This is a genomic window from Ruegeria sp. BE10, assembly GCF_056538905.1.
The window spans coordinates 273,282-293,893 of record NZ_JBQFTX010000003.1 but is presented as its reverse complement, the minus strand read 5'-3'; the positions used below and the strand labels follow the sequence as shown (position 1 = coordinate 293,893).

Annotated in this window: 21 protein-coding genes and 1 pseudogene; 14 read left to right on the top strand and 8 right to left on the bottom strand. The window is 54.2% G+C overall.

Going from position 1 to position 20,612, the window contains the following annotated elements:
• Positions 1–36: 36 nt before the first annotated feature.
• The 5 genes and pseudogenes from ACR0M2_RS09680 to ACR0M2_RS09660 form a co-directional block, all read left to right on the top strand.
• Positions 37–882, top strand: a complete 846-nt coding sequence (locus ACR0M2_RS09680) for a carbohydrate ABC transporter permease (RefSeq protein ID WP_170350238.1) — start codon at positions 37–39, stop codon at positions 880–882.
• The gene (locus ACR0M2_RS09675) at positions 879–1,715 is read left to right on the top strand and encodes a carbohydrate ABC transporter permease (RefSeq protein ID WP_117871523.1); all 837 of its coding nucleotides are present in this window, start codon (positions 879–881) and stop codon (positions 1,713–1,715) included. Before ACR0M2_RS09680 ends, ACR0M2_RS09675 begins: the two co-directional genes overlap by 4 nt.
• 23 nt (positions 1,716–1,738) lie before the next feature.
• Complete coding sequence (locus ACR0M2_RS09670) at positions 1,739–2,779, top strand: ABC transporter ATP-binding protein (protein ID WP_480704816.1); 1,041 nt, start codon at positions 1,739–1,741, stop codon at positions 2,777–2,779.
• 12 nt (positions 2,780–2,791) lie between these two features.
• Positions 2,792–4,069, top strand: coding sequence for an MGH1-like glycoside hydrolase domain-containing protein (locus tag ACR0M2_RS09665; RefSeq protein ID WP_480704814.1), 1,278 nt, complete (start codon positions 2,792–2,794; stop codon positions 4,067–4,069).
• Positions 4,066–4,610: pseudogene (locus ACR0M2_RS09660) on the top strand (D-lyxose/D-mannose family sugar isomerase); the annotation flags it as partial. The gene ACR0M2_RS09665 and the pseudogene ACR0M2_RS09660, both read left to right, overlap by 4 nt.
• Positions 4,611–4,782: 172 nt before the next feature.
• On the opposite strand, the gene ACR0M2_RS09655 reads toward ACR0M2_RS09660, so the two are convergent.
• Positions 4,783–6,267, bottom strand: a complete 1,485-nt coding sequence (locus ACR0M2_RS09655; RefSeq protein WP_480704812.1) for a DUF1214 domain-containing protein — start codon at positions 6,265–6,267, stop codon at positions 4,783–4,785.
• 482 nt (positions 6,268–6,749) lie between these two features.
• Positions 6,750–7,406: a GntR family transcriptional regulator gene (locus ACR0M2_RS09650; RefSeq protein ID WP_480704810.1), complete on the bottom strand. Its 657-nt coding sequence runs from the start codon at positions 7,404–7,406 to the stop codon at positions 6,750–6,752.
• Positions 7,407–7,618: 212 nt separating this feature from the next.
• Between ACR0M2_RS09650 and ACR0M2_RS09645 the strand changes: the two genes are divergently transcribed.
• Positions 7,619–9,019: an NCS1 family nucleobase:cation symporter-1 gene (locus ACR0M2_RS09645; RefSeq protein ID WP_437436678.1), complete on the top strand. Its 1,401-nt coding sequence runs from the start codon at positions 7,619–7,621 to the stop codon at positions 9,017–9,019.
• Between the two features lie 583 nt (positions 9,020–9,602).
• Here the strand turns inward: ACR0M2_RS09645 and ACR0M2_RS09640 are convergent.
• Positions 9,603–10,508 carry a LysR family transcriptional regulator gene (locus tag ACR0M2_RS09640; RefSeq protein WP_480704808.1) on the bottom strand — a complete coding sequence of 302 codons (906 nt, stop codon included), beginning with the start codon at positions 10,506–10,508 and terminating at the stop codon, positions 9,603–9,605.
• Between the two features lie 96 nt (positions 10,509–10,604).
• On the opposite strand from ACR0M2_RS09640, the gene ACR0M2_RS09635 reads away from it, so the two are divergent.
• Together ACR0M2_RS09635 and ACR0M2_RS09630 are read left to right on the top strand one after the other, a co-directional pair.
• On the top strand, positions 10,605–11,252 hold the full coding sequence (locus tag ACR0M2_RS09635; RefSeq protein ID WP_480704806.1) for a class I SAM-dependent methyltransferase: 648 nt from the start codon (positions 10,605–10,607) through the stop codon (positions 11,250–11,252).
• A gap of 66 nt (positions 11,253–11,318) precedes the next feature.
• Positions 11,319–11,792, top strand: coding sequence for a GNAT family N-acetyltransferase (locus tag ACR0M2_RS09630; RefSeq protein ID WP_480704953.1), 474 nt, complete (start codon positions 11,319–11,321; stop codon positions 11,790–11,792).
• Here the strand turns inward: ACR0M2_RS09630 and ACR0M2_RS09625 are convergent.
• Positions 11,759–12,766 carry an AraC family transcriptional regulator gene (locus ACR0M2_RS09625; RefSeq protein WP_170350243.1) on the bottom strand — a complete coding sequence of 336 codons (1,008 nt, stop codon included), beginning with the start codon at positions 12,764–12,766 and terminating at the stop codon, positions 11,759–11,761. The genes ACR0M2_RS09630 and ACR0M2_RS09625 overlap by 34 nt on opposite strands.
• A gap of 137 nt (positions 12,767–12,903) precedes the next feature.
• Between ACR0M2_RS09625 and ACR0M2_RS09620 the strand changes: the two genes are divergently transcribed.
• The 3 genes from ACR0M2_RS09620 to ACR0M2_RS09610 all read left to right on the top strand — a co-directional run bounded on the left by ACR0M2_RS09620 (position 12,904) and on the right by ACR0M2_RS09610 (position 14,746).
• Positions 12,904–13,731, top strand: a complete 828-nt coding sequence (locus ACR0M2_RS09620) for a Rossmann-fold NAD(P)-binding domain-containing protein (RefSeq protein ID WP_480704804.1) — start codon at positions 12,904–12,906, stop codon at positions 13,729–13,731.
• Between the two features lie 28 nt (positions 13,732–13,759).
• Positions 13,760–14,164: a DUF4345 domain-containing protein gene (locus tag ACR0M2_RS09615; protein WP_480704803.1), complete on the top strand. Its 405-nt coding sequence runs from the start codon at positions 13,760–13,762 to the stop codon at positions 14,162–14,164.
• A gap of 174 nt (positions 14,165–14,338) precedes the next feature.
• The gene (locus ACR0M2_RS09610) at positions 14,339–14,746 is read left to right on the top strand and encodes a (R)-mandelonitrile lyase (RefSeq protein ID WP_480704801.1); all 408 of its coding nucleotides are present in this window, start codon (positions 14,339–14,341) and stop codon (positions 14,744–14,746) included.
• A gap of 171 nt (positions 14,747–14,917) precedes the next feature.
• Here ACR0M2_RS09610 and ACR0M2_RS09605 read toward each other — a convergent pair whose 3' ends face one another.
• From ACR0M2_RS09605 to ACR0M2_RS09595, 3 genes are all read right to left on the bottom strand, one after another.
• Positions 14,918–15,130, bottom strand: a complete 213-nt coding sequence (locus tag ACR0M2_RS09605) for a hypothetical protein (protein WP_480704799.1) — start codon at positions 15,128–15,130, stop codon at positions 14,918–14,920.
• Between the two features lie 506 nt (positions 15,131–15,636).
• The gene (locus ACR0M2_RS09600) at positions 15,637–15,990 is read right to left on the bottom strand and encodes a putative quinol monooxygenase (RefSeq protein ID WP_480663127.1); all 354 of its coding nucleotides are present in this window, start codon (positions 15,988–15,990) and stop codon (positions 15,637–15,639) included.
• Between the two features lie 96 nt (positions 15,991–16,086).
• Entirely contained in the window at positions 16,087–16,848 is a 762-nt protein-coding gene (locus ACR0M2_RS09595; protein ID WP_170411531.1) for an IclR family transcriptional regulator, read from the bottom strand.
• Positions 16,849–16,918: 70 nt separating this feature from the next.
• On the opposite strand from ACR0M2_RS09595, the gene ACR0M2_RS09590 reads away from it, so the two are divergent.
• From ACR0M2_RS09590 to ACR0M2_RS09580, 3 genes are read left to right on the top strand one after another with little or no spacing between them, the layout of a single operon-like run.
• Positions 16,919–18,274: a selenium-binding family protein gene (locus ACR0M2_RS09590; RefSeq protein WP_480704797.1), complete on the top strand. Its 1,356-nt coding sequence runs from the start codon at positions 16,919–16,921 to the stop codon at positions 18,272–18,274.
• Entirely contained in the window at positions 18,271–18,636 is a 366-nt protein-coding gene (locus ACR0M2_RS09585; protein ID WP_170377340.1) for a 2Fe-2S iron-sulfur cluster-binding protein, read from the top strand. Before ACR0M2_RS09590 ends, ACR0M2_RS09585 begins: the two co-directional genes overlap by 4 nt.
• Positions 18,637–18,639: 3 nt before the next feature.
• On the top strand, positions 18,640–19,104 hold the full coding sequence (locus tag ACR0M2_RS09580; protein ID WP_170350251.1) for a CoA-binding protein: 465 nt from the start codon (positions 18,640–18,642) through the stop codon (positions 19,102–19,104).
• A gap of 390 nt (positions 19,105–19,494) precedes the next feature.
• Here the strand turns inward: ACR0M2_RS09580 and ACR0M2_RS09575 are convergent, their stop codons facing one another.
• Positions 19,495–20,238 (bottom strand): hypothetical protein, encoded by a 744-nt coding sequence (locus ACR0M2_RS09575; protein WP_480704795.1) that lies wholly within the window; start codon positions 20,236–20,238, stop codon positions 19,495–19,497.
• Positions 20,239–20,612: the final 374 nt, after the last annotated feature.

Here is a 20,612-nt window from a genome sequence, read left to right as displayed (position 1 = left end):
CTCCCCAGCAAATTCCCAACTTAAAGGAGCGGTCCGATGGAAGCGCGGCTATTGCCTTACTTTCTGATCCTCCCGGTGACCCTGTTTCTCTGCCTGTTTTTCCTATACCCGTTTGCGCTAGTGGCGCAGCAGGCGTTTGGAACTGAGAACGGATTCTCACTGGACAACTTTCGCGAGGTTGTGAGCTACTGGAAGTTCCCGATTTCGATGAAGAACACTTTTCTTCTGGCCGCAGCCGTGGTGCCAATTCAGCTGGCGCTGTCACTTCTAATGGCTACGATGGTCACGAAGATGCAAAAGGGCCGTGATCTGGTTCTGTATATTTGGACCATTCCCTTGGGGATTTCTGACCTTGCTGCAGGTATCATCTGGTTGGCGATCTTCGAGCAGTCGGGCTTTCTGAACTCGATGATGGTCGGGCTTGGTGTCACTGACCAACCTGTAAGTTTGCTGAGTTATCAAACACCCTGGGTTGTGTTCCTGGCGATTATGCTTGCCGAGATTTGGCGCGCGACCGCGATTATGCTTGTGATCCTTGTGGCGGGCATCGGTCTGATCCCCAAGGAATACTACGAGGCTGCGGATGTGTTTGGCGCCTCGCGCTGGAAACAGTTCACCCGGATCACTTTGCCGCTTCTGCGCCCATCGCTGCAAACTGCCCTGGTCCTGCGTGTCATTCTGGCCTTTGAAGTCTTTGCTGTGGTCGCAGCCCTTGGGGGAACGATATTCCCGGTGCTTATGGGCGAAATCTACGCCTATCAGTTTGACTTGCAGAATGGCGGAGCAGCGGCAGCGCTGGCGATCATCGTTCTGATCATCTCGATCGTCTTCACTCTGATCATCATGCGCGCTCTGCGCGTCCCGAAAGGAGCCACGATATGACGGCAGTTGCAGACGTTGTGGCCCCTGACGCCCGCAAAGCGGGAAGGGGGCTCTATCGGGCTGGGGTTATCCTGCTGTGCGCTTGGGTGATTATTCCGCTCTACCTACTGTTCGTGAACACGATGTCTTCACCGGATACGGTGAACAGTTTTCCCAAGAGTTTCATTCCGGAGTTCAATATGGGATCCTTGGAGTTCTTTATGGGGTTCCAGGGGATGCTGAGGGCGCTTTGGAACTCGGTTGTGGTGGCTTTGATGACGATGGTGATGTCCATCGCCATAGGCGCCCCCGCGGGCTACGCGCTATCGCGGTTCGACTTCCGAGGGAAAGAACTGTTCCGACTGCTGATCCTGCTGACACGGGCCTTCCCGCTTCCGCTTTTGGCACTACCCTTGGCAGTTCTCTTCATCCGTACGGGCTTGGATGATACGGCTTTTGGTCTGGCGCTGGTTCATACAACGTTGGCGATCCCCTTCGCGGTGCTCATCACCTTTTCGCTCTTCTCGGGTATCCCGCTGGAGCTAGAAGAAGCGGCTTGGACATTGGGCTGCACACGGCTGACCGCATTCACCAAGGTGATCCTGCCTCTGGTGCTACCAGGGATCACAGCCTCGGCGATTTTCGCCTTTGTGATCTCGTGGAACGAAGTGTTCGCGGCCGCCGTTCTGACCATCGAGAACCGGACGCTTCCCGCGTTCCTGTTGCAGACCCTGGGCGAGGCCCCTTTGCACCTGAAATTTGCAGGCGGCTTTATCCTCGTGGTGCCTGCTCTGATCTTCATCTTCGCGGTGCGCAAATATCTCTTTGCGATGTGGGGCATCGCCAACCGCTGAGCGGTGGCTGAAAGGAAACTGTTATGGCTGAAATACAGATCAAGAACGTCGCCAAGAACTTTGGATCTTACCAGGCTCTTCACGACATCAACCTGACCATCGCAGACCAGGAATTTATGGTCCTTTTGGGCGCCTCGGGCTGTGGTAAATCTACGCTTTTACGCATTATCGCAGGGTTGGAAACGGCTACGACCGGCGAAATCTGGATCGGTGGCCGCCGGGTAGATCACCTGTCGCCCAAAGATCGCGGCATCTCGATGGTGTTCCAGAACTATGCGGTGTTCCCACACCTGACTGTGTTCGAGAACATTGGCTTTGGTCTTCGGATGCAAAAGCTGCCCGAGGATGAAGTCAAACGCCGGGTCGAGAGAACTGCTGGGCTGATGCATATCGAACAGCTTCTAAAGCGCTATTCGGGAGAATTGTCCGGCGGCCAACGTCAACGGGTCGCTGTTGCCCGTGCGTTGGCAATGGAGCCGGACGTGATCCTGATGGATGAGCCGCTGTCGAACCTTGACGCGCTCCTACGCATGGAGATGCGTGCCGAGTTGAAAGGCGTTCTGGCCGAAAGCAAAACCACCGCCATCTATGTGACACACGATCAGGTCGAAGCTATGTCCATGGCTGACCGGATCAGCGTTATGCATCAGGGCAAAATTGTTCAGGCAGCCTCACCCATCGAAGTGTACAGGGATCCAGCGGCCGAGTTTGTGGCCAGTTTCATCGGCAACCCTCCGATGAATTTCCTCCCCGCTGAAGCTGCGGGCTCTGGTCGCTGGACAGTGGCGGGACAGAGCTTTGACGGGCCGGCAAATGGAAAAGATCTTAAATGGGCCATCCGTCCAGAAGATCTGCGCATTGCGGATCAGGGTTTTGGAGCGCGAGCCAAAGTAGTGGAGCCTCTGGGCGCACATTTGCTCGTGACTTGTGAAGTGGACGGACACCAGTTCCGCGCCGTCCTGGACAGTGAGCTCAGCGTGAAACCTGGTGACGTACTTACGCTGGCGCCGCAAGAAGGCCGGGGTCGCTGGTTTGACACCGAAACCACTTTGGCTGTCGCGTAAAGGAGAAGATATATGAGCCAAGCGCTGATTGATCAGGCTCGTGAAGTAATGGAAGGAAATGACCGGGGTAGCTATACAGTTCCCACCCATGGCCTCTATCCCTTTCAGTGGAATTGGGACAGCGCATTGTCCGCGCTTGGCTTCTCGCATTTTGACATGAATCGGGCATGGGTCGAGGTCGAGACTCTTATGGCTCATCAATGGGACGATGGTATGGTGCCCCATATCATCTTTCATGAACCCGATGACGGATATTTCCCAGGCCCTGAAGTCTGGAAAACCGGTCAAGTTATACCCACGACTGGCATCACCCAGCCAGCGGTCGCGGGCTTTGCTGTGCGGAAGCTCTACGATCGGTCCAACGACAAGGCTGTTGCGCGCGAACGGTTGGCTGAGCTCCTACCAAAGGTTCATGCGTGGCACCAATGGTTCTATCGCGACCGCGATCCCGACGGTACGGGGTTGGTCGCAATCATTCACCCTTGGGAGTCTGGCCGAGACAACTCGGTGGATTGGGATGAAGCGCTGGAAGCCATGCCGATCGAGGGCGTCGCGCCATTTACGCGGCGCGATACGACACACGCCAACCCTGATCACCGCCCGTCGGACGAGCAATACAAGTGTTACATCTGGCTGCTTGAACATTTCCGAGGGCTTGGTTGGGACAATGCGAAGCTCCACGATGCCTCACCCTTCCGGCTGGTTGATCCGGGCTTCAACGGAATCCTGATACGGTCCTGCGACGATGTAGCGGATTTGGCCGAAGTCCTGGGCGATACCTCAATGGCTTTGGAGGCGCGAACAATGGCCGTGAAGGGTCGTGCGGCATTGGAAAGCCTTTGGAATAGGACACTTGGACAATACACGTGTTACAACCGCGCTGCTGGTCATCTGCAGAGCACGCCCACGGTAGCAGGGCTACTCGCAGCAATTGCCGATGTCCCTCATGGCCGCGCTGAGGAGTTGGTACGCAGGATCGCCTTGTTGGGCCAACGATGCGGCTATCTGGTGCCCAGTCACGACCCGGCAGATGGCGCTTTTGACAGCCTGCGCTACTGGCGCGGGCCGACATGGTTAATCGTAAATTATTTGATTGCTGAAGGTCTAGGTCGGTCCGGGCAGGGGGAAATGGCACAACGCATCCTCGCCGACAGCCTAAAGCTTATTCAGAAAAGCGGCTTTGCAGAATATTATGACCCGATGAGTGGTGAACCTTGTGGCGGCGGTAGCTTTACGTGGACCGCAGCCATGGTAATCGAAATCCTCAAAACCAAAAGAGTGCCGGCATGAAGCGTTCGCGCATCAATGAAATCATGGCCCAAGCAGATGAGATGATCCGCACTCACGGGTTCACGTTGCCGCCCTTTGCCTTTTGGACACCCAAGGAGTTTAAGGCCCGTGAAAGTGATGCCCGTCACGTGATTGACGCAAGGTGCGGTTGGGACATCACCGATTATGGTAACGGGGATTTTGACAAGATGGGCCTGTTCCTCTTTACCCTGCGCAACGGGTTACAGAGTGATTTGGCCATGGGCGGCGGCATGTGCTACGCCGAGAAGCTGTTGATTTCAAGGCAGGACCAGCTGCCCCCCATGCACACGCATGTTCTGAAAGCTGAGGATATCATCAACCGCGGTGGCGCAACTCTGATTGTTGAGCTTTTCGGCTCAGGCAACACGGGTGGTTTTGCAGAGGATCGCGGCGGTGTGGTCTGGCTGGATGGCATCCGACATCATTATCAACCGGGCGAGAAGCTGCGCCTGGCACCGGGTGAAAGCGTTACCCTGCGTCCTGGTGATTGCACGCGTTCTGGGGCGAAGGCGGGGACCTTCGCTGCTAGTGCAGCACTAGGCCATAGTGACGGCGGTAATGCACTGGAACCGGACTTTAGATCAAAGATGCAGTGTTTTGGAGCCTTGGACAGCAGCTATGTGGACAAAGCAGACATTACGCGGAATCGCGTTTTGGCCCGCTACTCGGACAGCTTTCTGACTTGGGCTTGTTCAAATTTTCTCAAGATCACCCAATACCCAGCCGCTCTCAATCCAGCCTTCAGCAGGTCCGTACAGTCGAAACAGTAAGAAGTACGGTTCCGTCGTCGGTATCCAATTGCTCTCCTGTCCTTCGGGTGCATCGGGAGCAAAGTAGATGTCATACGACCCATCATCGTTGACCTGCATTGATTCTACATCCCGCGACGACAGGCCGACTGGGTTCACATTGCGGATGAAGCTCTTGGTCTCCATCGAGTAGACAATCACGGACCAGAAATCCTCGGCGGGCGTATCTGCAGGGATGTTCAGTTTGTATGTCTGAGTATGGTCGTACATGTCTCCCGCGCTGTCGCGCAGACCAGTGAGATAGAAGGTGCCACCGCCCAGATTCTTGGGCAGATAGGTAATCCAAAAGTAACTTCCACCAGCCCGATCATCGACCAACACTTCGGTATCGGTCTCGTATGGGAAGCCAAGCTCGGCTTGCCCCTCGGCAAAGTCCCAGATCAGCCATTGCGACTTCAAGTCACCGCTTTCGTCGACCCAAAGCGGAACGGTCGCTAAACCGGGCTCAACGAAGTATCGCTGCATGGCGGCATAGGCCAATAGAAGCCCCTCGTTCATAGCATCGATTTGGCGTTCCGTCGGTTCGAAGGGTTTGCCTTTTTCGATCCCAAGATCCTTCAGGAAATTGACCATGATCTTGTCTTGCGGACGGATCGGGTTGTTTTGAATGTAGTCGTTCAGGTCCTGAAAGTAGGTATGATTGTAGTAGGGCAGCGAGTCATACGGAACCTCAGAGGCTTCGTGGTAGGTGTTCGGCGGCGGGTTATCCGCTTCCGATAAGTAATAGACCTTGATCGTCTGCGCATAGTCCGCTGCGTCGGCATCCGTCGCTCCGTTGTATAGCCTCGGGCGGAAAGAGAAGCCGTACTCGTAGGTATCAGTTTCGAAGGGCATATAGCCCGCATCCGTCAATTCCTGGACCGACATCTCTCCTTCGTAGCCGGGCGGGAGCATCAGGTACTTGCCCCCTTCTCCCTTGTCATGGCCGTCCGGCCCAACATCGACAATTGGCACGTCCCAGGCGTTCACAATCGTTCCGAAGTAGCTGACGTTGTCTGTTGCCGCCGGCACCTCGATCACAAGTGGACCGGGTTCAGATGTCATCGACGACCATGCATAGGCGGTCACGTCGTTCGCTGTCAAAAAGCCATGCTTAGAGTCGAAGGGTTTGTTCAGGTAAACGACATCGTTGTAGTCGCCACCGAGGTCACGCCGAATGCCTTTCAGGAAGTCCACCATACCAGCCGCAGGCATTCCCCAGATTGCGGCCTGCGTCGCGCGTTGAACCATGATCGTGTATTCAATGTCCTCGATCTCGGCGGATCGCGCCAGAATATCGCCTGTGTCGTTGAAAGACTGCGAAAAGGCTTGTTGACCAGACAGTAGGATTGCGGAAGCTACCGTCAAACAGGGCAGTACAGTTTTCATATTGACACCTCGGCGTTTAATTAAAACCCCTGCAGTCTATGCGCGAATTACTCGGAAGTGCAGTGGCAAACGTCGCCCAAAAAACGTAAAGATTTCTTGCGTCGGCTTCGGGCTCAGACCGGTCATCTGACGGTATCAGTAGGTCATTGAGTCGGTTCAATCGGCATCAAGGTCAGCAACGCGGACTTTGCCGACATTGATGTTTTGCTATGTCGCTGACGCAGCATTTCCTCGCACTCGCGGCAGCACCTTTTCGGTGGCGCAGCGAAATTTCACTGAACCGGACCTTCACTGGTGACAATTCTGGTAAATTCAAACCGCCCTTTCGCCGCAAGCGGGATCGACCATCGTGGAGCGGGACAAAGCGCCCTTTGCAATTTCAGCCCAAAAGGTCTGCTTTAACAATCCTGCGATCAGGTCATGGAGGATTATTCCACGATCAAACCGCTTCGCGGGGTCGAATGGCGCAACAAATACGGATGTCAGGCAACGCCCCACCACCGTAGGGTTTGTTCGCAGTGATACCGGATAGCTTGCACAGCGGCTTCAACGTCACGGCTTTCCAGGGCGTCAATGATCGAAAGATGCTCTTTCATCGCAGAGACGATCCGGTCCTGTATAAACGGGCGCACATTCTGGATAATTGCGATCCGCATCCGGTTGGCGTCATAAGCGGCCGCTAGTTGAGGATTGTTCAGCCCCTCGGCCAGAAAATCGTGCAACGTCAAGTCGACTTCGACGGCTTTTGGCGAAAGATTATTTCCCGCACCGCTGCGGGCCGCGAGTCGCATCTCATCGTGCTGCTTCCGCAAGGCTTTCAATTCCGAGATCGCGCCGCCAGCAATTCTCCGCCGCGCGCCTTCCTGGTCCAGTACCATGCGAAAATCAAGACACTCCCGGATGGTTTCAGGCCGCGCTTCCATAACTTTTACACCGCGCTTTGGCAATGTGGACACCAATCCAAGTGCGCTGGCCTGTTTCACCGCTTCGCGGATGGCTGCAATCGGGCAATCAAGTATACCGACAAGTTGCGACATTGAGACGAACTGACCGTCCCGCAACTCCCCGGATCGAAGTGCGGACCAAAGGGCGCGCTGGGCTTTATCCGCTGACAATGTGCCTTCGGTAAAATGGCTCATCGATTTCCTCGTCTGCGCTATTGTCAACCAGAACAGTAAAGTGTTGGCTGAAGTATTTGATAGTCGACTACATGATATATCTTCTAAAATGTTACTTGCAAGTTCAATTTCGCGCGAAGATTCGCCGAGATTCAAATTTCCGCTCGGATCTCGGGCACAGGGAGGAAAAAATGGCTTCAATTGACAACACACCCGTCGTGCATGGCGGCACGATGGATCCGGAAGGAAACACTCTCAACCCAGTCGGTGCCGATGAAAAATCCTGGGGGCCGTTCGCGATCTTCAATATTTGGGCAAATGACGTACAGTCTCTCTTTGGGTATTCCCTTGTGGCATCGCTGTTCATTTCGTTTGGTGTCGGAGGCTGGACTGCTTTCGCGGCTTTGATCACGGCCGGGCTTTTTGTAATGTGGATGGTCAACCTGTCTGGGGCCGCAGGTGAAAAATACGGCATCCCCTATCCGGTCTTGGCTCGCGCCAGCCTGGGAACCCAGGGCGCCAAGCTTCCGGCCGTTCTACGCGCGATAGTCGCGGTCTTCTGGTACGGGGTGCAAGTCTATTTTGCCTCAACGGCTGTAGCCCTGCTGATCCGTTCGATCACGGGTGTGAGTGGCGGGGAAGAAATTCTCGGCCTGACTGGCATTGACTGGATTTCCTTCCTTATTGTCTGGGGCTTCCACATCGTTATCTTCTGGCGTGGCATGAACTGGGTTGAAACTTTCCTGAACATTGCTGGTCCCTTCGTCTATTTGGTGATGATCGGGCTTGTGATAGTGCTTTGGCAGCGTTCTGACGGTCAGCTTCTCTCGGCCACAGCGACGATCTTCGCCAATCCCGAAGGTACTGCTTGGACCGAATTCAAAGGGTTCGTCGCCATCGTCGGTACAATGGTTGCGTATTTCGCGGCCGTGATGATTAATTTCAGCGACTTCTCTCGCTATGCCAAAGACAAGCGGGCGATGAAATTGGGTAACCTTGCCGGCCTGCCTTTCAACATGATCCTGTTTTCGGCACTGGCGCTTCTGACAACTGGCGGTGCTGCAGTGGTCTATGGCGAGGCAATTATCAACCCGACCGAGATTGTCGAACGTACCGACAGCGTACTTCTGGGAATCATAGCGGCGATGACTTTTTTTGCCGCAACTGTTGGGATCAACCTAGTGGCTAACTTCATCCCGGCGGTCAACGGCATCGCCAACTTGTCGCCTGAGAAGATCAGCTTCCGTAAAGCCGGTTTGATTACATCGATCTTTGCCTTGGTAATTGGCGGGTTTTGGAACAGCTTCATCAGCCAGTTCGGGATCAGCGGTTTCGTAAACACGCTTGGCGCGGTACTCGCCCCGATTTTTGGCATCATGATTGTTGACTACTATGCCCACCGAAAGGAACAACTTAGTGAAGCCGATCTCTACAACATGAGCGGCGGTATCTATCACTATGACAACGGCTGGAACAACGCCGCGGTCAAAGCCTTCGGTATTGCTGCGGTCTTCTCCGTTGCGACAGTCTGGGTTCCATGGTTCTCGGTCCTGTCCGGCTTCAACTGGGTGATTGGCGCGCTCCTTGGCGGTGCAGTTTACAACGCCATCGCCAAGGACCATGTGAAGGTCTGACAATGGCTTGGCCGGTGGAGCGTTGTACTTCGCTGGCCATCCATTTTTTCAGTAAGAGTTCTTCTTTTAGCTCGTTGACGCAGCAGTTATTTTGATTCACCTACTACAACAAAACCGTCATTCGCTGCGGCGCAGAAGTCTTGCAATTAGGGCTTAAGAGACGCCGTTCTCTGCTCTTCCCGCTAAGGTCGACGGCCAGCAAAGCTGACTTTCGCCGCCAAGATTGAGTGTTGCAAAGGCAACAGGCAGTTTCACCCCTTCGCATCTGCGCAACTTGCTATCGATTGCCATGTTGAATTGTGCAAGGTCGCGATGGTTCTGGGCCAATCCAAGTCGCACTCGGATTACCCAGACGTGCTTTGGTTTCAATTGTCGCTTCTGGCCGACGCTCCGGCCGTTGTTCCAGGCCGGGCAAAGAGCGCGAATGGCAGGTAAGTCTGGGTTTCCATAACTGATCCTCCGCTCCGCTATGCACGCCCACAACGACAACCCGACGATGACGAGGGACGATAACAGGATGCTGCACCGCCTCCAAGGTCGGCTTGGAGCCCTGAGCAGACTCCAGTTCACACACCAGACCAACTCATGTTCTATAATATGTCCGCGAGCCGAGATGGTCTGCAAGCTGATCAAATACCAACCTGATCCTTCGCGCTGTTTGTAACTCAGAGTGTGTGGCCAACCAGATAGGAAACTTGAACGGCTCGCGTTCGGGCAGAACACGCTCCACACCGGGTGTCAGGGCCGCCACATCGTCTGACATAACACTAATGCCGAAGCCTTGGCGCACAAGCTCCCATGACACTATCCCGCTCTGCGATCCAATCCGAAAATTCTTGCGGGTTACTTCGATGCCGGCCGGATTGAGAAATCCAATCATCGTGTCAACATCGCCAAAGCCGACGAAATCCAACTTAGCAAGTTCGTCTTCATTTCGTGGTCGCCCAACCTGTTCGAGGTATGAAGGGTCAGCGTAAAAATGTGCCGTCGCTTCTGCCACGAGCTTTGCAATCAGGTCCGGCTGTGTCGGGCGCACATGCCGAATTGCGATATCTGCCTCGCGCCGCTGTATGTCTCGTATGTCATTTGCTGCGACAACATCGATCTCAAGCCGCGGTGCCGCGAGCCTGATCTGTTTGAGAATAGGCGGTAGCTGATAGGCTGACATCACGTCGGAAGCAGTGATCCTGACTTGCCCTTCAACTGCTTGTGACTGGCTTGTTGCGGTCAGAGAAATTTTGTTCGCGACATTTGCCATTTCACTGACATGCACCAAGAGCTCAGCACCGGCTGTTGTCAGATTAAGCGACTTGCCAACCCTTTCAAACAAGGTGACGCCAAGCGCCTGTTCCAGCGCGGCGACCTGACGACCTACGGTTGGCTGGGTCTGCTCAAGCACGCGCGCCGCGGCGGAAAACGATCCTTCTTCTGCCGTTGCAAGAAAGGACCGAGCCTGGTTCCAATCGAAATTGATAGCGTTCCAATTCATGCATTAATGCATAACAGTTCTGCAATATCTGGCAATTTAATAAATCGGCGTTTTAAGATATTGGCTGCGGTGACACTAAAGGAAAAGAGAAACGATATGGCTGCATTGTCCAAAGATGCCGCGTTCTGGAGCAAGATTTCGCGCAAATATGCGGCTGATCCTATCCGGAACATGGAAGGGTATCTGAACACGCTCGAACGTACAAAGTCCTACCTGCAAGCCGAAGACAGCGTGCTGGAAATCGGGTGTGGGACGGGGTCAACCGCGTTGCTACTGGCACCACATGTGGCTCAAGTCACTGCCTCCGATCTCGCACCGGGGATGATCGAAATCGCCAACGAGAAACTCGCTGAAGAAGAGCTGGAGAATGTAACGTTCAAAGTGGCCGAGGTTCTGCAGCACGATCCTAACGACGGTTCTTACGACGCTGTCCTCGCACATAATCTACTGCACCTTGTACCCGATATGGGCCATGCACTCGAACACATTGCGACCCTTACAAAGCCCGGTGGGGTATTCATTTCCAAGACCGTCTGCGCTCCAGAGAGCGGAGGGTTCAAATATGGCATAATCAGCCGAATAGCGATCCCGATTATGCAGGTGCTCGGGAAAGCTCCGTTCGTAAAGTTTGTATCCGTAGCTGAACTCCAGCACGCTATTGAACGTGCGGGCTTCGATATCGTTGAGACAGCGGATCAAGCCGGGTTATTGCCGAGCCGGTACATTGTCGCGAGAAAGCTGTGAAACAGTATTCGCGCCATAATTACTTTGCATGCAAGGGACAGCTCGGGCCATCAAGTGAGTACAATGATGAAAGATGGGATTTCATTTGCACGCCTTTCGGAAATCGATCCGAATGACATTGCGGTTCATATGTCCGACCCCCGGGTAGCAGAGCATATGCCGCTTTTGACGTTCAATTGGAATGTTGAGGTCGCAAGAGAGTTTATCGCCAAAAAGGAAGACTACTGGGCACGGGACGGTCTTGGACATTGGGCGTTTTTGTCAGGCGGTCGGTATGTTGGTTGGGGGGGCTTTCAAAAAGAAGGTGACGAATGGGATTTTGGGTTGGTTTTGCGGCCCGACGCCTTTGGACTTGGGAACCGGATTTCCAAAATGGCAATCGACTTTGCGATCGCTGATAAACGTATCCCCTTTGTCACGTTTCTGCTGCCACCAAGTAGAAATAATCTGGGTGCACTCCGGAAACTCGGTGCCAAACACATCGGCGAGATCGAATACGAAGATGCTCAGTTTCTCAAGTTTCGCCTGGATACGGAGTGAATTCCGTTCCTCCTGATTTTTCCCGGTGGTGCGCCAAATACCCGTTTGAAGGCTTTGTTGAACGCAGGCTCTGACAAGTATCCGATGTCAGCGGCGATCTGCGAGATTGGTTGATCGGTAGACACCAACCTTTCGCTGGCCAGGTGCATACGCCACGTTGCAAGATACTGGATTGCTGGAACGCCTACCAACCCAGTAAACCGCGCCGCGAACGCGGATCTGGACATACCAGCAACCTCCGCGAGAGACTCGACTGTCCAAGCCGCAGCAGGCGTACGGTGAATGGCGACTATCGTGCGCCCGATCTGCGGGTCTCGCGCAGCTTTTAACCAGCCTCGATCTGAATCGGGTGCGCTGTTCAGCCAACGACGAATGGCCTCGATGACAACGACATCTGCCAGGCGCGTAATCACGGTTTCGCCACCCGGTCTCAATTCCCGCGCCTCTTTTGCGATGAATTGCAAAGTTGCCTGTAACCAACTTCCGGCGTCCTCCTCCCACGGGTCGATTTTGAGTACATCCGGAAGCAAGCGCATCAACATATCACTGGCGGCGTGATCTATTCGGACCAAGCCGTACATGATGCCCGTCTCCGCGCCGCCGCCGCCGTATTCCAGTGTTTCATAAAGCTCGGTTACCTTGCGAATGGGCAACTCCTCCAGCGTCAAAAGCGGCGTGTCTTCTGAGCTAAAGAAACCGACCGGTGCTCCGTTGGTCATCAAGACCAGATCGCCTTTTTCGACCTCGAACGGGTCATCGTCACCGACCTTCATCAAGCACCGCCCGTGTGTGATGACCGCAAAGCTCAGTACACCGGGAAATCCCGGTATCGATACGCCCCATGGTGCAGTCATGCGAGACTGGCAATAGAATGTGCCTGTCAATTTCAGCAAATGGAGGATTTCCCCCAGCGGATCGCCGATCGGCTGTGCCAGTGCATCTGGGTCAAGGACATGCGGTTCAACCTTGTTCATGTGGGGACCTTGGCTGAAATTTAGCTCTTCGTCTATCTACTTTGGACGATCGAATAAGAATATCGGATTCTGAAGAATAGAACATCTCTATTGATTGCCTAATTTCGGGCCATCAACTGAACTCATGGAGATGACCAATGATGGAGCAAACCATTCTTGTACTTGGCGCAACAGGCAAAACCGGATCGCGGATCGCGACACGTCTGGAAGAAAAAGAGCAGACAGTCCGGCGCGGATCGCGGAACAGTGAAACGCCATTTGACTGGGAACAACCGCAGACCTGGCCCGCAATCCTGGAAGGCGTTTCGGCTGCCTATATTTCTTACTTTCCTGACATCGCTTTTCCTGGCGCGGTTGAGCAAGTCGAAGCCTTCACAGCATTGGCTCGTGAAAAGGGATTACAGCGTCTTGTTCTGCTAACCGGGCGTGGCGAGTTTCATGCGGAACGAGCGGAAGCAGTCGTACGCAATTCCGGAGTTCCGTTCACTATCGTTCGTGCAGCATGGTTTGCACAAAACTTCTCTGAAGGGGCATTGCTTGGTCCGGTCATGGCAGGTGTCTTGCCGATGCCCGCCGGCGAAGTACGCGAACCGATCATCGACGTGGACGACATCGCCGATGTTGCCGTAGCTGCTTTGACAGAAGAAGGACACGACGGCGAACTGTACGAGGTCACAGGACCACGTCTCATGACGTTTGCCGACATGGCCGCAGAGCTTTCGCGCGCCATGGGCAGGACTGTGCAATACCTGCCAATTTCATTCGAAGACTTCCACGCGGAAATCGCGCATGCGAATGGCGAGATGATTGCTGATGTGATTACGGACATCGCGCGTGAAACGCTGGACGGGCGCAATGCGAACCTCGCGGACGGGGTCCAGCGTGCGCTTGGACGCGCGCCACGCGACTTCGCCGACTTCGCAAACAAAGCTGAAATGTCTGGCGCGTGGACCAAAGCCGCTTGAGCCAGGCCAAAGGACATTGGAGACAAACATGAAACTTGAACTTAGAGGCAGGCTTATCTTGGGCATGTCCGGATTAACTGCATTCGCCATCGGTCTGGCCATCACTCTGGACCCACAGTCTTTCTACGCCAACTACGGCATCATACTCTCGCCGCAGCCAAACCTGATGAGTGAGTTGCGTGCACCTGCTGCCAATCTCGCGGTACTTGGCCTGATCATTTTGTGCGGAGCCTTTTACCAAAAGTTGGTCCAGGCCTCAGCCTTGCTTGGGGCCACGGTTTTCTCAGCTTTCGCCGTGGGCAGGACAATCAGTTTCGTCCTCGATGGTCGGCCATCCGAAAACATTCTTGCCGCATTTGCGATAGAGGTTTTGCTTGCGGTGTTGTGTTTGTGGGTTGTCGGTGGAAATGCGAAATCTGCAGCGCCAGCTTGAGACGGCTTAGTCTGCTACTTGGACGCAGGTCCTGTTCAAACCGATGACCGGTTCCAGTCGCATTCTGGGCATTTGACAATGGCGCTCTGATGGCCGCGTCGACCCGGCGCGCCTCTGGGTTTGAAATCGGAACTCTGCTAAGTCGCCAAGAGCAGCGCATCGAAGGAGCACATCATGGAGATTCACCGCGCCGGGGACCGGCCCTCTCAATTTCCCGGCAATGAGTATTTCACCGGTACGGTCCGCTTTGATCCCGTTGTAACGGGGAATGATCCCTCGCCGGTCAAGATCCTTACGGTGACTTTTGAGCCCGGCGCACGGACAGCTTGGCACACGCACCCTGCCGGTCAAACGCTGCATGTTTTGTCGGGCTTGGGCTTGGCTGGGTCTGAGGGGCAGCCAGTGCAGGTGTTGCGCCCTGGCGATACGGTGTGGTTCGCGCCAGGAGAGCGGCATTGGCACGGCGCGTCGCCTGACTGTGCGATGACCCATCTGGCTGTGCAGACCTCTGTCGAGGGCAAGACTGCGGATTGGATGGAGCATGTCTCAGACAAGGATTACAGCGCAGCCCGCGCAGAATGAAGCGTTTGAGCCCTACCGAGCAAGTTGCAGCAGAGTAACCCCTTCTACGCCCATTCAAAGAGGGGTTAACGGATTTTTCATCTCGTGACAGGCGCGGCCCTCGTTTCGTCCCTGAGAGCCCCGCACAGCGAGTTTTCACTTTCTGGTTTTCTGGCCCCCTCAGCCACCCATTTACCCTGCAAAATCCCATCGCTGCAGAACGTCTCTCGTCCGTGCCATTTTCTGCGCGTTGGCCACAACCTCATGTGCTCCGTCGCGCACCTCCTCATCGAACAGAAAAGGCTCCTCGTACCCACATGCATTGCAGGCAGCCTTCTCACCCGTAACCAGCGTATCCGGAGATCCGCATTCCGGGCATCGTGCCTGGACGTCATCGTTGAACATATCGCGACCTCTCCTTCCTTTACCGATTGCCAGAACCGGGTCCCCCCGCCAGCATCGCTGATTGGCGCATCCGCTTGAACTCGTCTGGAGTGACGGTTCCGCTGCTGACATCGATACCTTTTGGGATCCGAGCTCTCTTGTGTCCGATCGCGCGAACGCTGCCTCTTGTAATCTCCAGACAGGTCGACCCGTAGCATGTCAGCCCGCTTGTGTTGATTTGGATGGCAGTCTGACCGTTCGCGTCAGTGACCAATGGAGCCTGTTTAGGTGGGCTGCACGCTGAAACCAGCAACGCGAACCCAAAATAAATCCATCTGTTCATACGAAATTCCCTTTTTCTCTGAAATAGGCTGGCAGCTGTTCAGTCAAATCTGTCGGGTGTCAGCTTCGAGCGCATCGAAGACGCTCTCGAAATATCATCGCATGATCGCATCGAGTCCAAAGCGGACCAGCACCAAAACCCGTAATGTTCTCGCACGGACGAAAATTTTAAACGTTGGTCAATTTTACCATAGTAGCAGGCTTGCTTTTTGCGCCTCGAAACCTTTTGGCGTCGGAAAAAGCGAGCGCATCCTGGCAACAAGTTCGATCTCACCATCCAGCATCTTTCGGACAGTGTTCAACCAGTTATTGAAGGTTTCAGATTCCCAATGATCTTGGACCGCGGCTTCGTTCCTGAACACTTCGTAGAAATAGAAACGATTTGGGTTTGTTTCATCCACCATAATATGAAACTGGAAAACTTCGGGTTCTTCACTGACAACATTTTGCGCTTGGAAGATGCTGGCGTCCAAAAAGGGCTGCCGATACTCAGGTTTTACGTTGATCACGAAGAACCCACCAAACATTGCATTGTCCATATTTGTCTCTTTCATTGACCTAAAAGCGGCGAAGGTCGCAAAACACACCAATCCTGCTGGATGGCGTTAACCTACAGCACTGCGATACCCATGAACTTAAGCGGGTATCCTTTCTTTATCTGCTTCACCCCATCCTAGCGCGCGTGCAAGTTCGTGTGACATTGTGGTAAGTGTATGGCCAATCTTTTCTCGCTTCGAAGGTGTAAACACCCGAAGAGACGCGGTAGCGCCGATTGAAAGCGTCGCACCAACACCTGTTTTGGTCAGCGTTGTTGCGACAGAACTGATCCCGCGCTCGAGCTCTTCAACACATACGGCATACCCTTTGGCTCGAATGACATCGAGTTCCGCGGCCAGATCCTTAGGGTCTGTAATCGTGCGATCTGTGTACCGCTTAAGCTGCCCATCCAATCGGTCTTGAGACAGCAGCTCAGGCGACACGGCGGCGATTGCCTTGGCGCAAGAGCACGCGTGCATTGGCCGTTTGCCCATACCTGGATGAAGAAAAGACACGCCCGTCTGCGGTGTCTCCACATGAATAATCTCAACCCAATGGCCCCGTAGCCGAGACAAGAAGAACGCAGCGCCATAGTCATTCGCGGCGCCAGAGAGGACAGGCGCAATCACCTGCAAAAGAGCGGGATCAGAGTGATCGCTCAACGTGATACGCTTTAGCCTAATCCCAATCGCGAACTCACCGCGGGTTGGTGATTCAAGGAGGCCGGACAAAACAAGGTCTTGAACCAGCCTGTAGGCCGTCGGTTTAGGTATATCGGACTGGGCACAGATATCCGCTACGGACGCACGTCCTTTTTGACCCACGATTTCCAAAATCAGCGCTAATCGTTCGAGATGCATTTTTCTCACTTTATGATAACTAAGTTTTCGATATACGATACAATTTAGGGAATCAAGGGAGGAGCACACGATGGATGGACAATGCTGTGGACCGGGCTTCAAGAGTCCGCAAGAAGCCATCAAAGCCCCCCGAGAAAAGCTACTCTACACGATCGCCATCTACACCGGGACAGGGATCCAGAAACCTGATTACCTTGCTACTGTGGATGTCGACCCTGACAGCCCGACCTATTCTCAGGTAATCCATAGGCTGGAAATGCCGGGGATTGGGGACGAGCTTCACCATATGGGGTGGAACGCCTGTTCGTCCTGTCACGACGACGGCTCGATGTCCCGCAAATACCTGATCCTGCCAGGCGTACGCTCTAACAACCTTCACATCGTTGATACAGCCACTGACCCGCGTGCGCCGCGGTTGCATAAGGTCATCGACGGGGCCGAGATTAAGGCCAAGGCAGATTTATCGGGCCCGCATACGGTGCATTGTTTGGGCTCGGAAATCATCATTTCCTTCCTTGGAAATGCCAAGGGTGAAGCTCCTGGAGGCTATCTGCATCTCGACAAAGAGTTCAACATCGTCGGTCGCTGGGAAACCTCGATGGGCGATATCAAGTTTGGCTACGATTTCTGGTACCAACCGCGCCACAACGTGATGGTCAGTTCCGAATGGGCTGCGCCCAATACCTTCATGCCGGGCTTCGATCTGGAAGAAGTGGGCCATCTGAAATATGGGCGGGAGCTGCATTTTTGGGATTTCGAAAAGCGCGAACCGGTCGAAAGCTTCTATTTGGGTGAAGACGGGCTGTTGCCACTGGAAGTCAAGTTCCACCATGACCCCGACAGCACGCATGGGTTCTGTGGCGCAGCTCTTTCGACCAATGTGATCCATTGGTGGCAAGACGATGCTAAAAAGTGGCGGTGGGAAAAGATCATCGACGTGGAAAACGAGATGCACCCCGAATGGCCGATCCCGTTGCCGGGGGTTATGTCGGCGATCCTGATCTCGATGGACGACAAATACTTGTACCTGAACAATTGGCTGCATGGAGATATGCGCCAGTATGACATCACCGACCCGCATAATCCCAAGCTGACCGGCCAAGTGTTTATGGGGGGGCTTTTGGGTAAAGCTCCGATCGTTAACGGGGTCGAGGTCGCGGGTGGTCCGCAAATGTTCCAGCTCTCTCTCGACGGACGAAGGCTTTATGTCACGACCTCGCTGTTTTCGACTTGGGATAACCAGTTCTATCCCGAGATCCGCGAAAAGGGCGGGGTTATGGTGATGATCGATTGCGACCCTGAAAACGGTGGCATGAAGATCAACGAGGATTTCATTGTGGACTTTGGCAAAGAACCGAATGGTCCATCGCGCTGTCACGAGAGCCGGTATCCGGGCGGTGATTGCACAAGCGACATCTGGCTATGACTATGTATACCGTGACGATCGCGAACAGAGATGGCGCGCAATACTGTGTGGATGCGCGGCGTCCACTTCTGGAAACGCTGAGAGAACAGGGCGTCGACTTGCCTTTTGGGTGCAAGTATGGCGGCTGCATTACCTGCGCGGCAAAACTAAAGACTGGCGCGATCGATCAACGCCGACAGGTTGCGCTGAATAATCGGCAAATCGCGAACGGCTATGTGATCCTTTGCGTGGCACGTCCAACATCCGACATCACGCTTGAGATAGGGGTCGAGAGCCATGACAAGCTGTACCGCAATCCGTTTCTCGACCCACTCAAACCCCACGAACTCAAGGCTGACATTGCGACGCCGAAGGAAGGTTAACCGATGCCCGAAGCAGATATTGATCGCATCTACGACTACGACCCCAAGTACCTAGCCGACATCCTGCAGTCGGTCAAAACCATTGCAATGGTGGGGGCTAGCGCGGACAAAACAAAATTCAGTTATGGCGTTCTGCGACAGCTCAGTGAAATCGGTTATGATATTGTACCGGTGAATCCTAACCCGAATGTTTCGGAAATTAGAGGGCTCAAGGTCTACCACTCGCTAGAAGAGATCGACAAACATGTTGATATGGTTGACGTCTTCCGCCCAAAGGAAGAGTTGTATGGCTTTGCCGAGAAGGCTATCGCTATCGGGGCAAAAGTTCTTTGGGGTCAAATCGGTGTGTACGACGACCAAGCAGCGCAACTCGCTGAAGCGGCGGGCCTTAAAGTCGTGATGAACCGATGCCCCAAGATTGAACTCTTCCGCCCTTTTTGGAAGCCGCGCCTGGACTTAAAGATATGATGGAAATTCGATTGGTAGCGGCCTCCTCAGCTTCCAATGAGGGTGCCAATTGAGATATTGTGCTTACGGAAGAGAAGACAAGTAATCCTGTCACTCTACACAACCGCCTAGTCTAAAACCAAAAATGTCCGATTAGTTTGGAGAACCAAAGGCCGCTTTGTCCGCAGTGCGGTTTCTCACGACAATTCGACGAACGACCGCACCGAGCCCTGAGCGGAAGTGTCAAAGTGTCGCTGCGCGCGCTCGCAGCACGAATTTTGCCGCGTAAGCATCATATTGAGCACGGCAACCCGGCGCGAAGAGCGGTCATTCGCGCCGGGTGCAGCGAGATTTCGTCTGGTAATGAGCGAGACGCGGACTTTGCTGCCGTCCAGGAATTGAAACCGAAAGTCAGCTTTTGGTTTCCAACGACCATTCCTGCGCTTTGACCTCAAGGGCTTCATCTCTCAGGTAGAAATGAAAATGCCGCGTCCCAGACCCTTCCATCTTGACCCAAGGCGTGGGGTCCATGTCGTCTCTGGTGTCGCCTGAAATTTCGTAGAACTCGCCCCATGACGGAGCGAGCCCGCTGAAACGGCATTGGCCCCCATACCAACCATGGTCATTCATTGGTGTCACACGATACCGCTCGCAGCCTGAAAAGCGGACTGTGATTGAGGGTATGTTCTCGTATTTACGATAGGCGTATGGATTTGGCCGCATTTGGGCCAGTAACGTTTGATCATTCTGCTCAATCTTGAGGCCGACATCATTTGGATGAGCGTTCCAAGTTTCATTGAGGTGATTAAATGTCGGCAGATTATCCGTTTGGAAGTGCCAAGGAAGTTCGTCTTTAGAGGTCCAAGTGACGACAGGGCGATCTGGACCCTGCGCTAACGGGCGAAGAGCTTCGCTAGGTTTGTTGACCAAGACAGCAATACTGCCGCGCCCCGGCATCTTCCAACCAGTCAGGCAGTCTCTAAACCGCCGCCTATCGACTTGAGCGATAGTCAAGTTCTGGTCCGCAACCGTTAATACGTCTCCTGCCTCTGGAACGTGCGTGAGCCGATCCAACATCAGGACGGTTCGAGGTTTTCCAAATTCATCATCTGGTAAGGCAAAAACGTCGGTCACCCGACCCTTGGGTTTGCGCACACGGTTGCTCCACTTGCTGGAACTGACGTTACCCATAATGAAAAACCTTTGAAAGCAGACACTCTGGCACCGTGCAGTATCGTTAAATTTGGGCTCGCAGTCGACCAATGCCCATGCAGCAAGGCATTGGACGCAGGCGTCGCGGAACCAGCCGTCGATAGATCGAGCCAAGCCCTTGATCTTGAGTCGCCTCGCTCGCCGGACGGTCGTTCACAAATCAGGAGCCGAGCTTCGCGCTACAGGCGGCGAATGCGGGCTGAGAGCCCGGAGCCGCCATTACTATGAGAACTGAGTGCTGCGGGTGCATTTGTCTGCTCTCCGCGCATTGTCGACCTTGGTCGCCTAGATGCCCGCCATTGTCTGAGTGAAATGAT

Excerpts from the sequence above, each read along its gene's own strand:
- ACR0M2_RS09670 (WP_480704816.1), top strand. The coding sequence starts at position 1,739 with ATGGCTGAAATACAGATCAAGAACGTCGCCAAGAACTTTGGATCTTAC.
- ACR0M2_RS09595 (WP_170411531.1), bottom strand. The coding sequence starts at position 16,848 with ATGCATCTCGAACGATTAGCGCTGATTTTGGAAATCGTGGGTCAAAAA.
- ACR0M2_RS09665 (WP_480704814.1), top strand. The coding sequence starts at position 2,792 with ATGAGCCAAGCGCTGATTGATCAGGCTCGTGAAGTAATGGAAGGAAAT.
- ACR0M2_RS09650 (WP_480704810.1), bottom strand. The coding sequence starts at position 7,406 with ATGAGCCATTTTACCGAAGGCACATTGTCAGCGGATAAAGCCCAGCGC.
- ACR0M2_RS09635 (WP_480704806.1), top strand. The coding sequence starts at position 10,605 with ATGGCTGCATTGTCCAAAGATGCCGCGTTCTGGAGCAAGATTTCGCGC.
- ACR0M2_RS09645 (WP_437436678.1), top strand. The coding sequence starts at position 7,619 with ATGGATCCGGAAGGAAACACTCTCAACCCAGTCGGTGCCGATGAAAAA.
- ACR0M2_RS09610 (WP_480704801.1), top strand. The coding sequence starts at position 14,339 with ATGGAGATTCACCGCGCCGGGGACCGGCCCTCTCAATTTCCCGGCAAT.
- ACR0M2_RS09615 (WP_480704803.1), top strand. The coding sequence starts at position 13,760 with ATGAAACTTGAACTTAGAGGCAGGCTTATCTTGGGCATGTCCGGATTA.
- ACR0M2_RS09605 (WP_480704799.1), bottom strand. The coding sequence starts at position 15,130 with ATGTTCAACGATGACGTCCAGGCACGATGCCCGGAATGCGGATCTCCG.
- ACR0M2_RS09640 (WP_480704808.1), bottom strand. The coding sequence starts at position 10,508 with ATGAATTGGAACGCTATCAATTTCGATTGGAACCAGGCTCGGTCCTTT.
- ACR0M2_RS09680 (WP_170350238.1), top strand. The coding sequence starts at position 37 with ATGGAAGCGCGGCTATTGCCTTACTTTCTGATCCTCCCGGTGACCCTG.
- ACR0M2_RS09580 (WP_170350251.1), top strand. The coding sequence starts at position 18,640 with ATGCCCGAAGCAGATATTGATCGCATCTACGACTACGACCCCAAGTAC.
- ACR0M2_RS09630 (WP_480704953.1), top strand. The coding sequence starts at position 11,319 with ATGAAAGATGGGATTTCATTTGCACGCCTTTCGGAAATCGATCCGAAT.
- ACR0M2_RS09590 (WP_480704797.1), top strand. The coding sequence starts at position 16,919 with ATGGATGGACAATGCTGTGGACCGGGCTTCAAGAGTCCGCAAGAAGCC.
- ACR0M2_RS09585 (WP_170377340.1), top strand. The coding sequence starts at position 18,271 with ATGACTATGTATACCGTGACGATCGCGAACAGAGATGGCGCGCAATAC.
- ACR0M2_RS09675 (WP_117871523.1), top strand. The coding sequence starts at position 879 with ATGACGGCAGTTGCAGACGTTGTGGCCCCTGACGCCCGCAAAGCGGGA.
- ACR0M2_RS09655 (WP_480704812.1), bottom strand. The coding sequence starts at position 6,267 with ATGAAAACTGTACTGCCCTGTTTGACGGTAGCTTCCGCAATCCTACTG.
- ACR0M2_RS09625 (WP_170350243.1), bottom strand. The coding sequence starts at position 12,766 with ATGAACAAGGTTGAACCGCATGTCCTTGACCCAGATGCACTGGCACAG.
- ACR0M2_RS09620 (WP_480704804.1), top strand. The coding sequence starts at position 12,904 with ATGATGGAGCAAACCATTCTTGTACTTGGCGCAACAGGCAAAACCGGA.
- ACR0M2_RS09600 (WP_480663127.1), bottom strand. The coding sequence starts at position 15,990 with ATGGACAATGCAATGTTTGGTGGGTTCTTCGTGATCAACGTAAAACCT.